We start from the raw sequence: 12696 nt of genomic DNA, 5'->3' as shown, positions 1-12696 counted from the left end.
TCCCCCATCGCTCCATGGTTTGGTTAGGAATTATTAACCAATATTATGGAGTTTGAAAAGGGAACCTAAGTAGTAACGGTCGACTTTACAATTAACATAAGTTTGCCTTACTAACTGAGCGGATACCGGAAAACAGGGCGGATTTAGTTAGTCTAGGTTTACAAGTTGTAAACTTTGCCTTACTAATCGGCCGGATCCCCACAATCAGCGCCCAACTAGTTAGACCAGGTTTACAAGATGTAAACTTCGCCTTACTAACCGGCCGGATCCCCGCAATCAGCGCCCAACTAGTTAGTCCAGGTTTACAAGATGTAAACTTTGCCTTACTAACCGGCCAGATCCCCGCAAACCGCGCCCAACTAGTTAGTCCAGGTTTACAAGTTGTAAACTTTGCCTTACTAACCGGCCAGATCCCCGCAAACCGCGCCCAACTAGTTAGTCCAGGTTTACGAGTTGTAAACCTTGCCTTTCTAATCCAATTAGCCTCACGTTTACAAATTGTTAACTCCGCCTTACAAGCGGCCCGGTTCCCGCCAACAAAGCCCATGGTTCGACCGAATCACACGATTTGCGCACCGCTCCCAGGGTCAAGCATGGAACATTTGCCCCTCCTCCCGCATACATTTGTAAAACCACAGGTTGTCATACGACGGATGGAGGAATGCACATGTCGAATCAACTGGCCCTGCAACTGCTCGCCAAACGCGGCGTCACTCTCAATGATATTGCGGAGATCGTCCTGACGCTGCAGCTGCCGTACAACGACACGTTAACGAAGGAAGAATGTGCGGAAAGCGTCTTAGCGGTTTTGAGCAAGCGGGAGGTCCAGTTCACGCTGTACACGGGCATCGCGCTGGACGAGATGGCGGAGCGCAAGCAGCTGCCCCAACCGCTGCAAACGATTATGGAACACGACGAGCCGTTGTTCGGCGTCGACGAGACGCTTGCCCTGGGCATCGTGCACGTCTACGGCATGATCGGGCTGACGAGCTTCGGCTATTTGGACAAGAAGAAGATGGGCATTATCCGCGACCTGAACAATCACGGCTCGCAGATTCACGTTTTTTTGGACGACCTGGTGGCGGGACTCGCGGCCGCCGCGTCGGCGCGTATCGCGCATCAGAATAAGAAGGTGATCGATTACTCGGACGGCAGCACCAATTGACGGGTCACACATGGTACACGGGCAGCCTCCCGGCATGTCCTCAGTCCGCTTTGTTGCGAAACCGCATACTGATGCCCCCCGCAGAGCAATAGGACTCGATTCCAGAGGCAACCTTCACTTTGCGGGGATTAGGCAGATATGTTATCATTATGGCAATGTACCGGCTTGAGTGGCGTGTCAGGGAGGTTTTTATAATAGCCATGTGGACCGTTATTTATATTGCTCCTACTGCCAAGATCGCAGAGCGTATCAAGCATAAGCTGACGGAGGAAGGATTCCTGGTGCAATTGCGTCCGATCAGCCTGTCGAAGAATCAGTTCGAGATTTTGGTCCCTGAAGGCGAGCTGGAGGAAGTTCAAGAAGTGTTGAACGGCATATTACACGGATGATTCACGGTTCGGCCGCGCAGTCTGATAACGGATTGGTGAGGTGTAGCAGTTGTTAAAAGATATTTTTCAGAAGAAGCGGAAGTACGCAACCATTCCCTCGGAAAAAACGAAGCGCGAGATTCCCGAAGGCATTATGAGCAAATGCCCGAAGTGCAGCAAGATCCAGTACAGCAAAGAGCTGGAGAAAAACCTGAAGGTGTGCACGGAATGCGGCTATCATCATCACTTGAGCGTGATGGAACGGATCGAATATACATTGGATGACGGACGAATTTTTGAATACGACCCCGATATGGTGTCCGAAGACCCGCTCGAATTCGAGGGATACAAGGAAAAGCTCGCCCGCTCGATGGAGGCAACCGGGCTTCGAGACGGCGTCGTGACGGGGGAAGGGACGATTGGCGGCTTTCCGGTGGTGATTGCCGTCATTACATTTGACTTCTTCCAGGGCACGCTAGGATCGGTTGTAGGGGAAAAGATTACGAGAGCTATAGAAGCGGCGATGAAGAAAGGCTACCCGCTCTTGATCTTCTCGACGTCGGGCGGCGCTAGAATGCAGGAGAGCATTCTCAGCTTGATGCAGATGGCGAAGACGAGCGCGGCTATTTCGCGTTTTCACGAAAACGGAGGGCTGTACATCTCCATCATTACGGACCCGACGTACGGCGGAGTCACGGCCAGCTTCGCGATGCTCGGGGACATTATCATCGCCGAGCCCGGAGCTCGATTCGGTTTCGCCGGACGGATGGTCGTGGAGCAGACGATCCGGCAGAAGCTGCCGGAATATTTCCAGACGGCGGAATTCAATCTCGAGCATGGACAATTGGACAAGGTGGTGCATCGCAAGGAAATGCGGGCGACCCTGACCAAGCTGCTCGAGTTGCATACGGTAGGGACGAAGGGAGCAAGCGTACATGGCTGAGATGCCGTTCGAACGACCCCTGGCGGAGCTGAAGGCCAAGATCGAGGAGCTTCGCCGGTTCGGCGTGGAGAAGCAGATTGATTTCTCGGACGAGATTGCCAAGCTCGAAGAGCGGCTCGCATCGCTGGAGGATGAGATGTACGGGAATATGTCCGCTTCGCAGAAGCTGCAGATTGCCCGCCATCCGATGCGGCCCAAAACGTTGGATTACATTCAGAGCGTCTTTACGGACTTTATCGAGTTCCACGGAGACCGCCTGTTCGGCGACGATCTGGCGATCGTCGGCGGCATCGCCAAGCTGAACGGCATCCCGGTGACGGTCATCGGCCATCAGAAAGGCGTCGACACGAAGGACAACATCGCCCGCAATTTCGGCAGTCCGAATCCGGAAGGCTTCCGCAAGGCGCTGCGCCTCATGCAGCAGGCGAACAAGTTCAAGCGGCCGATCATAACATTCCTCGATACGAAGGGCGCGCACCCCGGGAAGGAAGCGGAGGAACGCGGACCCGGCGAAGCGATTGCCCGCAACTTGATGGAGATGGCCGGCTTCGGCGTGCCGATCGTGACCGTCGTCATCGGCGAGGGCGGCAGCGGCGGCGCGCTCGGCCTTGGCATCGGCAACCGGGTGCTCATGATGGAGAACTCCGTCTATTCCGTCATCAGTCCGGAAGGCGCCGCCACGATTCTGTTCAAGGACGCGACGTTGTCGCTCAAGGCGGCCGAGGCAATGCGCATTACGGCCGACGACCTGCTGGAGCTGGACGTGATCGATGAGATCGTGAAGGAGCCGAAGGGCGGCGCCCACCGCGATCCGGAGTCGCAGAGCGTCCTCATGAAGGAAGCGATCTGGCGCCATCTGGAAGCGCTGCTCCCGATGACGGCGCAGCAGCTGCGGGACGACCGGTATCAGAAGTTCAGAAAAATGGGCCGCGTCGCGTACCTGCAAGAGCTCGTAGAGCAGCATTAAGCGAGCGAGTCGCGTTTACAAAAGAGACAACCCCGGAAGGGTTCAAAGAGGATAGATTTCCGGGCCCCCACGAAGGCACTTCGTGGGGGTAGTCATGTGAGGTCCCCGCGAAGAATTAGTCGTCACCGTAGAAACATCGCAACGCTTTGTGGGGAATTTATACTGTGGGAGGATATTAGAACAATGCGCAAAACGAAGATCGTATGTACCATCGGGCCGTCCAGCGAATCGCTGCCTATGCTAAAGCAACTGATTACCGCGGGCATGAATGTGGCACGGCTCAATTTTTCGCACGGCGATTTCGAGGAGCACGGCAACCGGATCCGCAACATCCGCCAAGCGTGCCAGGAGCTGAACCGCACGGTGGCGATCCTGCTCGACACCAAGGGGCCGGAGATTCGCACGGGCAAGCTGCAGGCGGACTCGTACGAGCTCGTGCAGGACGAGCTGCTCACGCTCACGACCGAGGAGATTGTCGGAGACAACCGCCGTATCTCGGTGACATACAAGGAATTGCCGAAGGACGTCCGCGTCGGCTCGACGATTCTGATCGACGACGGCTTGATCGGCTTGACGGTCGTGGGCATCCACGCCAGCGAGATCGAATGCCGCATCGTGAACGGCGGCACGATCAAGAGCAAGAAGGGCGTGAACGTCCCGGGCGTCAGCATTTCACTCCCCGGCATTACCGAGAAGGACGCGAACGACATCATCTTCGGCATCGAGCAGGGCGTGGACTTCATCGCCGCTTCGTTCGTCCGCAAGGCTAGCGACGTGCTCGAGATTCGACAGCTGCTGGAGCGATACAACGCGCCACACATCCAGATCATCTCCAAGATCGAGAACGAGGAAGGCGTGAACAACCTCGACGAGATTCTTGAGGTGTCCGATGGCCTGATGGTTGCGCGGGGCGACCTCGGGGTCGAGATTCCGGCCGAGGAAGTGCCGCTCGTGCAGAAGAACATGATCCGCAAGGGCAACTACGTCGGCAAGCCGGTCATCACCGCCACGCAGATGCTCGATTCGATGCAGCGCAACCCTCGCCCTACGCGCGCGGAGGCGAGCGACGTCGCGAACGCCATCTTCGACGGCACGAGCGCGATCATGCTGTCCGGCGAAACGGCGGCCGGGAAGTACCCGATCGAGTCGGTACTGACGATGTCGCGTATCGCCGAACGGGCCGAGCAGGCGCTCGAATACCGGGAAATGTTCATGAAGCAGAGCTCCGCCCAGCAGCGCACGATCACCGAGGCGATCAGCCAGTCGGTGGCGAATTCGGCGCTCGATCTCGATGCCAAAGCGATCATTACGCCGACCGAGAGCGGCTATACCGCTCGGATGGTGTCCAAATACCGGCCGAAGTCGCCGATCCTGGCGGTTACGCCGAACGAGCAAGTGATGCGCCGCTTGTGCCTGATCTGGGGCGTAATCCCGATCAAAGGCGAAGAAGCGCGCAACACCGACGAAATGTTCCAGCTGGCCGTCGACCATTCGATGAAAGCCGGTTTGATCCGGTTGGGCGATCTCGTCATCATCACGGCGGGTGTGCCGGTCGGCCGCTCAGGCTCGACGAACTTGATGAAGGTGCACCACGTCGGCGAGCTTATCGCCAAGGGACAAGGCATCGGCAGCCAGTCCGCGACCGGCAAAGTCGTCGTGGCGCGCACCGCGGATGAGGCAAACGCGAAGATGACGCCAGGTGCCATTCTCGTCACGACGATGACCGACAAGGAATACATGCCGGCCTTCGAGCAGGCGTCTGCGGTCATCACCGAGCTCGGCGGCATTACGTCGCATGCGGCGGTCGTGGGCTTGAGCCTCGGTATCCCCGTCATCGTAGGGGTGAACGATGCGTTCAACATCATGCATGACGGCATGGAAGTAACCGTGTATTCCGAGATCGGCGTCATTTACACCGGACAAGCCAAGGTGCTGTAATCCCTGTACCTCCCCGCGTTTTCCTTCACAGGAAAGCGCGGGTTTTGTTTTTTATTGGACTGTTGGGTAACACGACTATTCCGTCTTATTCCGGCCATTAGTCCGGTTCCGCACCAGTAACACGACATTTCCGTCTTATTCCCGCGATCCGCCTCGGTTCAGTGCCAGTAACACGACATTTCCTCCTTATTCCCGCCGTCCGCCTCGGTTCAGTGCCAGTAACACGATATTTCCGTCTTATTCCGCCGTCCGCCTAGGTTCAGTGCCAGTAACACGATATTTCCGTTTTATTCCCGCGATCCGCCTCGGTTCAGTGCCAGTAACACGATTTTTCCGTCCTATTCTCGCCACGCGCCCGGTTCTGAACCAGTAACACGATTTTTCCGTTTTATTCCCACCATGTGCCCGGTTTCGAACCAGTTATACGACATTTCCGTCTTTTCCCGCCCTCTTACGGCTTAACGGATCGCCACGACCGAGGACCTCTGAAGGGATCTGTTAGCCAAAGTTTATAAATAAGCAGGGTAGGTAAACAATTTTTGTGCGAAGTATCGGTTTATCCGGTCAATTGTAAGGCAATCTATTGCTAATAGTAAGGCAGCCTTTACAATTAACAAAAGTTTGCCTTACTATTCGCATATCAGAGAGCTCATCTGGCGATCTTTTATAAATGTACCCTTCTTAATTGTAAACTTCGCTTTACTACCGTGGCTCCCATCCTGCAACTAGTACATGGTGAGGGTGATGAGTACGCTGGGGAGGGGGCAGAGTCACCGTGCCAAGCGCCAATGACTGAGCCAATGGGATAGTGGCGATAAGATGCGGGGGAGCAATAGAACGGGTGAGTTGGCGAGCTTAGTTGGGGTTAGCGTCACCGTGCCAAGCGCCGATGACTGAGCCAACGGGATAGTGGCGATAAGATACGGGGGGAGCAAATAGAACGGGTGAGTTGGCGAGCTTAGTTGGGGTTGGGGTTAGCGTCACTGTACCAAGCGCCGATGTCTGAGCCAACGGGATAGTGGCCATAAGAAGCGGAGGCAGCATCACCACGTCAAACGAAGGTTTCTGAGCGAAGGGGATAGTGGCTATAAGAAGTGGGTGTAGCAAATAGAACGAGTGAACAGGTGAGCATAGCGGGGGCAGAGTTACCGTGCCAAGCGCCGATGACTGAGCCAACGGGATAGTGGCTATAAGAAGTAGGGGAAGCGTAACCGATCTAGGGGATAGTGGCCGTAAGCAGCATTTTGAACTTGTCCAAGCTTCCCTGTACAATAGAAGATATACGAAGGACTGGTCGAGAAGGGGGCAACACATTGCGAATACTTATGATCCTGTTCATTGTCGTACCCGCGCTCGAGATCTGGGCTTTGTTCGAGGTCGGCAAGCTGATCGGAGGATGGCAGACGTTCGCGCTGCTGTTGTTGTCCGGGTTCGCAGGCGCCTACCTGGCCAAGCGGGAAGGGCTCAAAGTATGGGCGAACGCGCAACGTCAGCTGTCCGCCGGGCAAATGCCGGCGCAGTCGATCCTGGACGGCATCTGCATCTTCGCCGGAGGCTTGATGATGATGGCGCCGGGCTTTCTCAGCGATGTGCTGGGCCTGCTGCTCGTCTTCCCGCTGACCCGGCCGATTTTCCGGCAGGCGCTGAACGCCTGGCTTCGACGCAAGCTGGCGAACGGCGGAACGTTCCGATTTTACCGCTGGTGAGGAGCACTCATGAGGATGGAACTGCAATCGAGATGGTTTAGCCACCCGCTGCGTGTCCGGTATCAGGAAACCGATCAGATGGGGGTCGTCTATCATACGAATTACTTGAACTGGTTCGAGTGGGGACGCACCGAGCTCATCCGGGAGATGGGCTTGCCCTATCGCGAGCTGGAACGGCGGGGGCTGCTGCTCCCGGTGATCGAGCTGGAATCGAAATTCCGTGCCCCGGCGAAGTACGACGACGCGATCGTTGTGTGGACGCGCATCGCGGAGTTCAGCCCGCTGACGGTGCGGTTCGAGTCGCAGGTGCGGCTGGTCGCAGACGAGGCTGCAGAAGTGGGCTCGTCCGCCGCGCCGGCCGGCGAGCTGCTGGTGAGCGGCGGAACGAAGCATCTGTGGGTGAACCGCGAGTGGAAGCCGGTCCGCATTCATAAGGAAGCTCCGGATTTGTATGAGCTGCTGGGTCAAGCGTTCGGCCGAGCCGCCCCGCCGTAACCGTTACGCTACCCCGTGATTTTTCCCGTGCTTGATATACCCCCATATATCCTGAAACACGTTCGCCCGTTGGATGGCCGACAGCAGCACGAGCGTGACGGGGCCGATGATGACGCCGACGAAGCCGAACAGCTTCAGTCCGATGAACATGGCGATCAGCGTCGCCAGCGGATCGAGCCCGATGCTGCTGGCGAGCACCTTCGGCTCCAGGAAGCTCCTCGCCACGAGGATGACCCCGTACAGGATGCTGAGCCCGATGCCTAAGTACAAGTTCCCTTGGACGAACACGAAGATAATCCATGGCACCATCGCCGCCCCCGTCCCGAGATACGGCAGCAGATCGACGAAGCCGATCAGAAGGCCGATCGTGATCGCGTAAGGGACGTCGAGGATCAGGAGCCCGACGATGACGAACATGGCGGTGATCGAGATCAGAATGAATTGCGCGCGCACGTAGCCGAACAACGCTTTTTGCAGGTCGCTCCAGATCGTGCCTGCCGTTTGCAATGGCCGCTTCGGGAACCAGGAGCTCACCCGAGCGATAATCCGGTACCAATCTTTGCTGATGAAGAAGGCAGCGAGGAGAGCGATCAGCATCACCGTAGCTACGTTCGGCAGCGATTTCAGCAGTCCGACGATGCCGTTCAACACGAATCCGATCATCGTGGAGCCGGCATTCGCCAGCTTGACGCCCGTCGAGGCCAAGTTGTCGTTGATCGTACTCTGGTACTTCGGATTTTCGAGATAGAATCGGTTCAACTGGTCAATTACGCCTTGCAGGTAATCCGAGTGCACGAAATCTACGAATTTGTTTTTCCACGATTCGATATTTTCTTGTATGTAAGCAGACAAGTCCGCCACCTCGTACACAATATTCGTTACGAGTAAGCTGACGATCGTGGCCGTAATGCCTAGAAACAAGAGCAAGGACACCGTCACCGCGAGCCACCGCGGCATTCTCCCCCGCCGCTGCAGCATATTCACCAGCGGATTCAAAATATAGGCGATCAGCCATCCAATGAGGAACGGCGACACCATCGGCGTCACGAAGTACACAAACGCGGCCGCCGCCACAATCAACAGGACGACCCAAAGCCCCCTCAACAGCTGCTTCTGCAGGATTGCATCCATCTCTCCCTCTACCCCTCTTGCATTACGTCTTGGACTCATTTTACCACCAAACGACAGCGCCTTCAAAAAAAGAACCGGTCGCCAAGGCGACCGGCTCTCAAGCCATCTTAAACCGATTTAGCAGGAAGCTTCCGAAAATGCTGGGCCCGAAGGGCGCGAACGGAAGTCACGATCTTGCGGAACAAGGTCGGGTCCGAGTGGTGCCGGAACAGCTGATAGTGGGGTCTCGTATTCGCTTCGATCAGCCAGATTCTCTCGCTCGTATCGATGCCTACATCCAAGCCCAGCTCCGTAATATTCGGAAAATGCTTCTTCATCGCCTTCGCGATACGAAGCGCCACTTGCTTCATCCGGTCATCCCACTCGGCCTCCTCCTCCTTCGTGATGCCGAATGCATGCGACAGCGCCTGAGGCAGGCCGAGCGCCTTGCCGCCCCGAGCGTGATTGGTCACGAACCGATTGCGCGCGGCGACCTTCCCCATCACGCCAAAAAATCTCCATTCCCTATTGGACTTCAGGTGAAGGAGGAGGCGAAAATCAATGGGATGCCCCTTGATCCGGATCAAATCGACGCCTTGCTGCACGAGATAGCGCTGAGTCCCGATGAGCTGCTCCAGCTTGCGAGCGGCGGCCGTCGGTGTCGTGTACGTATGTGTGCTGGTAGCTGTCCGAACGACGATGTCGTCTCCGTCCTTGGTTACTTTTATAACTCCCTGTCCCTTCATGCCCAAGTCCGGCTTCAGGAAGACGACGGGGTGCTTGTCGACCATCCGGGTGAAAGAGTCTGCCGAAAACAGCTCCGTTTCGGGCAAATGGGGGCGAATCTCCTCTTCGCTCCAGAGCGACTCGTGCTTCAGCCATTTTCTGCCCGGATAATTGTGCATTCTTCCATTCACTGTAGGATCTCCTCCGTGTGCTGTACAACGGTTGCACGTCTGATGAATAGGCTTCTATCGACGTACTGTATCCTATTCCATACCCCGCAAAAGAGTACCATGCCGATAGGGAGTAAGGGGGATAAAGGGAGACCGCCAAAACTGGGCGGATATCTAAGGCCGGACAAGGGCCGGGATCATATGATGGTCTATATTGACCTAACAAATGGAGATGAGCCATGAGTACTGACATTACAATTGCAGCGGTGGGGGACTTGTTGATCAAAAGCCGTATTATCGCGTCGGCTCGGGTTTCCGGGGACAAACGTTATGACTTCGATCCGATCTTCGAGCCCGTGGCCTCGTATTTGCGCAACGCCGACTTTACGATAGGCAATCTGGAAACGAATTTCGCTGGGCCTACCTCAACCACGCGGTCCGATGGAGGCTATACGGTACCCAAGAGGAACCCGAAGACAGGGTGGCCGCTGCTGAATTGTCCGGATCAATTCGCCGCTACATTGAAAAATCTCAAGTTCGACGTGCTCTCCACGGCCAATAATCATTGTATCGACAATGGCGTGAGCGGACTTAAGCGAACGTTGAAGGTGCTCGACGAGCATCAACTCGCCCATACGGGTACCGCACGCACGCCGAGCGAGTCGCAGGAAACGTTGATCAAAACGGTGAAGGGGATCAAAATCGGGGTGCTCGCCTATACGAAAGGCACGAACCGCATGCCCTTGCCCGCAAGTTCGGCGTGGGCGGTGAACCTGATTGACCCGAAGCGGATCGTCGAAGACATCAAGCGGCTGAAGAGCAAAGAGGTCGATCTCATCGTGGCGTGTATGCACTTCGGAAGAGAATACAGCAAAACGGCCAATCCGGAGCAAAAAAAGCTCGTTCAATTAATGTTCGAACATGGGGCGGATATTATTCTGGGCGCCCATTCCCATGTAATTCAACCCGCGGTCTTCTATAAAGTAAAGGAGCGGTCCGGGGCAAGCAAGAAAAAGTTTGCCGCGTACTCGCTTGGCAACTTCATCTCCACGCGCTTGTACAAAAACGATCATACGCTGACTGGGGTCATTACCCAGATCCATGTCCGCAAGCAAGACGACGGCACGACCCAAATCATGAATGTGGACTTCGTTCCAACCTGGGTGCGCGTGTATAAATCCGGGAATAAGCCGGTCTTCCGAGTCGTACCGCTAGCGGGCGCGCTTAAGAAGCCTGCGGACACGTCGGGTGGCGAATGGGAACGCATGTCCAAAATGCACCAGCACGTGAAAAGACACATTCCTTTGAATCCGGACCAAAGCGGATTGAAGGTTCTGTAAGCGGGGATCCCTGGATTTATAATGCTCTAATGCAACAAAAAAAACCAAGCACCAGCAGCCCGAACGGGCGGCTGACGCTTGGTTTACTTTTGTTGCTTAGTTAATAACGCGTCTTGCAACGGTAAATCTGCTCTTGTAGTAGCTGTTTTTGTAGATGTTCGTAATCGTGACGTCTCGGCTGCTGCTGAGGTTGTGAATCATTTTGCCGTCGCCGATGTAGATCCCGACATGACCTACGTCGCTCTTGCTATGCGAGCTGCCCATGTTGCCGAAGAAAATCAAATCGCCTTTTTTGAAGTTGCCCCATGCCACTTTCGTCCCTACTTTAGCTTGAGAGTCATCGTCCTTGTTCACGAGACCTACGCCAACGTTAGCCAGTCGGTACACCAGGTACGTAAACCCGGAGCAGTCCGTCTTGTACGGTGCGTGCGCTTCTTGCCGATTCCGCCAATTGACATACTGGACTTTGTTTTGCAAGGACAGTGCGGTTTGGACTACTTTGTTCCGCTTGGCGTCTGCCGAAGTTGCGGCTACAGCCAATTGGCTGCTTGCTGCCACGGTGTCCGTAGGCGCTGCGGTTTCAGCGGAAACCGAAACGGCTCCGATGATAGGACTCAGTGCCAGAGCACCTGTCAACACTACTTTCGCAAAGCGATTCAAAATAAATCCTCTCCTTTTCGCGGCCTGCGAGGTTAGCTGTCGGATTAGGGTCAAAGAGTAATCACCCTGCCGCTCATGCGGCTTCACCCCATAGTTAAATGGGTCCCCCGTGCTTTTTTATGTCAAGCTTCGGCCTTTATATTAGAATTTTTGCTTCCAACCTATCGATTCGATCGAGGTTTGATGAAGCTTTTTCATTCTAACATGCGAGAAAGGACAAATTCATGGCGTAAATGTTTCCAGTTTAATGATAAATTAAGCATTCGCTGTTAAAATAGCATGCTTCTTACTGCGTGATCACTTTCGTATATTTGCTGTTTGTAGTAATGTAAAGCGTTTTCCCATTCACCTTGACTTGGTACCAATACGAGTTCGCTTTTTTGATCAATTCGGCCTTCTCACCTAATTGCAGCCTACCCATATCAGCCGAGTTCAGACTTGCGGCAGCTTTTAAGCCAACCCATCCGTGGTCCGTAACGACATATTGTTTCTTCGCTTGCGGCGTACTTGGCTGCGGCTGTGGCGACGGTTGCGATTGTTGCGTGTCATTAATGACGCGTCTAGCAACAGAGAATCTGCTCTTGTAATAGCTGCTGTTATAAATGTCCGAAATGACGACGTCTTTGCTGCCGTTGGCGTTGTGTATCATCTTCCCGTCGCCAATGTAGATCCCGACATGGCCTACATCGCTCAAGCTCTTGGAGCTGCCGATATTGCCGAAGAAAATCAAATCGCCTTTTTTGAAGTTGCCCCATGCCACTTTCGTCCCTACTTTGGCTTGAGAGTCATCGTCCTTGTTGACCAAACCTACGCCAACGTTAGCCAGTCGGTACACCAGGTACGTAAACCCGGAGCAGTCCGTCTTGTACGGCGCGTGGGCTTCTTGCCGGTTCCGCCAATTTACATATTGGACTTGGCCTTTCAAGGATAGTGCAGTTTGGACTACTTTTTCCCGTTTGGCGTCTGCTGAAGCTGCGGCTACAGCCAATTGGCTGCTAACAGCCAGAGTGTCTGTCGGCGCTGCCGTTTCAGCGGAAACGGAGACGGCTCCGATGATGGGGCTCAGTGCCAAGGCACCTGTCAACACTACTTTCGCAAAGCGATTCAA

At 55.0% G+C, this 12696-nt stretch carries 12 protein-coding genes and 1 riboswitch; of the genes, 8 read left to right on the top strand and 4 right to left on the bottom strand.

The features are described 5' to 3' along the window. The first annotated feature begins 667 nt into the window (after positions 1-667). From ACI5FR_RS31195 to ACI5FR_RS31165, 7 genes are all read left to right on the top strand, one after another. The gene (locus ACI5FR_RS31195; RefSeq protein ID WP_405461795.1) at positions 668-1165 is read left to right on the top strand and encodes a phosphatidylglycerophosphatase A family protein; all 498 of its coding nucleotides are present in this window, start codon (positions 668-670) and stop codon (positions 1163-1165) included. A 200-nt stretch (positions 1166-1365) separates the two neighbouring features. Beyond that, entirely contained in the window at positions 1366-1554 is a 189-nt protein-coding gene (locus ACI5FR_RS31190) for a glutamate decarboxylase (RefSeq protein WP_405461793.1), read from the top strand. A 49-nt stretch (positions 1555-1603) separates the two neighbouring features. Further along, positions 1604-2476 (top strand): acetyl-CoA carboxylase, carboxyltransferase subunit beta, encoded by an 873-nt coding sequence (accD, locus tag ACI5FR_RS31185; protein WP_405461792.1) that lies wholly within the window; start codon positions 1604-1606, stop codon positions 2474-2476. Beyond that, entirely contained in the window at positions 2469-3443 is a 975-nt protein-coding gene (locus ACI5FR_RS31180; protein ID WP_405461791.1) for an acetyl-CoA carboxylase carboxyltransferase subunit alpha, read from the top strand. Before accD ends, ACI5FR_RS31180 begins: the two co-directional genes overlap by 8 nt. A 183-nt stretch (positions 3444-3626) precedes the next feature. Further along, complete coding sequence (gene pyk / locus ACI5FR_RS31175; RefSeq protein ID WP_405461789.1) at positions 3627-5381, top strand: pyruvate kinase; 1755 nt, start codon at positions 3627-3629, stop codon at positions 5379-5381. A gap of 1313 nt (positions 5382-6694) precedes the next feature. Continuing rightward, on the top strand, positions 6695-7087 hold the full coding sequence (locus ACI5FR_RS31170) for an FxsA family protein (RefSeq protein ID WP_405461787.1): 393 nt from the start codon (positions 6695-6697) through the stop codon (positions 7085-7087). 15 nt (positions 7088-7102) lie between these two features. Then, on the top strand, positions 7103-7582 hold the full coding sequence (locus tag ACI5FR_RS31165) for an acyl-CoA thioesterase (RefSeq protein ID WP_405461786.1): 480 nt from the start codon (positions 7103-7105) through the stop codon (positions 7580-7582). A 3-nt stretch (positions 7583-7585) separates the two neighbouring features. Here the strand turns inward: ACI5FR_RS31165 and ytvI are convergent, their stop codons facing one another. Together ytvI and ACI5FR_RS31155 are read right to left on the bottom strand one after the other, a co-directional pair. After that, positions 7586-8713 (bottom strand): sporulation integral membrane protein YtvI, encoded by a 1128-nt coding sequence (gene ytvI / locus ACI5FR_RS31160; RefSeq protein WP_405461784.1) that lies wholly within the window; start codon positions 8711-8713, stop codon positions 7586-7588. A 107-nt stretch (positions 8714-8820) separates the two neighbouring features. After that, complete coding sequence (locus ACI5FR_RS31155; RefSeq protein WP_405461782.1) at positions 8821-9609, bottom strand: YheC/YheD family protein; 789 nt, start codon at positions 9607-9609, stop codon at positions 8821-8823. Positions 9610-9827: 218 nt separating this feature from the next. On the opposite strand from ACI5FR_RS31155, the gene ACI5FR_RS31150 reads away from it, so the two are divergent. Then, positions 9828-10928: a CapA family protein gene (locus ACI5FR_RS31150; RefSeq protein WP_405461780.1), complete on the top strand. Its 1101-nt coding sequence runs from the start codon at positions 9828-9830 to the stop codon at positions 10926-10928. A gap of 96 nt (positions 10929-11024) precedes the next feature. Here ACI5FR_RS31150 and ACI5FR_RS31145 read toward each other — a convergent pair whose 3' ends face one another. Together ACI5FR_RS31145 and ACI5FR_RS31140 are read right to left on the bottom strand one after the other, a co-directional pair. Next, positions 11025-11588 carry a C40 family peptidase gene (locus ACI5FR_RS31145; RefSeq protein ID WP_405461779.1) on the bottom strand — a complete coding sequence of 188 codons (564 nt, stop codon included), beginning with the start codon at positions 11586-11588 and terminating at the stop codon, positions 11025-11027. A 6-nt stretch (positions 11589-11594) separates the two neighbouring features. Next, positions 11595-11733: riboswitch (cyclic di-AMP (ydaO/yuaA leader) on the bottom strand. A 141-nt stretch (positions 11734-11874) separates the two neighbouring features. After that, positions 11875-12696 carry an NlpC/P60 family protein gene (locus ACI5FR_RS31140; RefSeq protein ID WP_405461778.1) on the bottom strand — a complete coding sequence of 274 codons (822 nt, stop codon included), beginning with the start codon at positions 12694-12696 and terminating at the stop codon, positions 11875-11877.

It is taken from the genome of Paenibacillus sp. HJGM_3 (assembly GCF_045062745.1).
In the GTDB taxonomy this organism is placed as follows: domain Bacteria; phylum Bacillota; class Bacilli; order Paenibacillales; family NBRC-103111; genus Paenibacillus_AA.
This window is presented reverse-complemented; position numbering and strand designations above follow the sequence as displayed.

What these genes read in the sequence shown, in the direction of transcription:
- ACI5FR_RS31180 (WP_405461791.1), top strand. Translation starts at nt 2,469, where the DNA reads ATGGCTGAGATGCCGTTCGAACGACCCCTGGCGGAGCTGAAGGCCAAG.
- ACI5FR_RS31195 (WP_405461795.1), top strand. Translation starts at nt 668, where the DNA reads ATGTCGAATCAACTGGCCCTGCAACTGCTCGCCAAACGCGGCGTCACT.
- ACI5FR_RS31150 (WP_405461780.1), top strand. Translation starts at nt 9,828, where the DNA reads ATGAGTACTGACATTACAATTGCAGCGGTGGGGGACTTGTTGATCAAA.
- ACI5FR_RS31165 (WP_405461786.1), top strand. Translation starts at nt 7,103, where the DNA reads ATGGAACTGCAATCGAGATGGTTTAGCCACCCGCTGCGTGTCCGGTAT.
- pyk (WP_405461789.1), top strand. Translation starts at nt 3,627, where the DNA reads ATGCGCAAAACGAAGATCGTATGTACCATCGGGCCGTCCAGCGAATCG.
- ytvI (WP_405461784.1), bottom strand. Translation starts at nt 8,713, where the DNA reads ATGGATGCAATCCTGCAGAAGCAGCTGTTGAGGGGGCTTTGGGTCGTC.
- ACI5FR_RS31190 (WP_405461793.1), top strand. Translation starts at nt 1,366, where the DNA reads ATGTGGACCGTTATTTATATTGCTCCTACTGCCAAGATCGCAGAGCGT.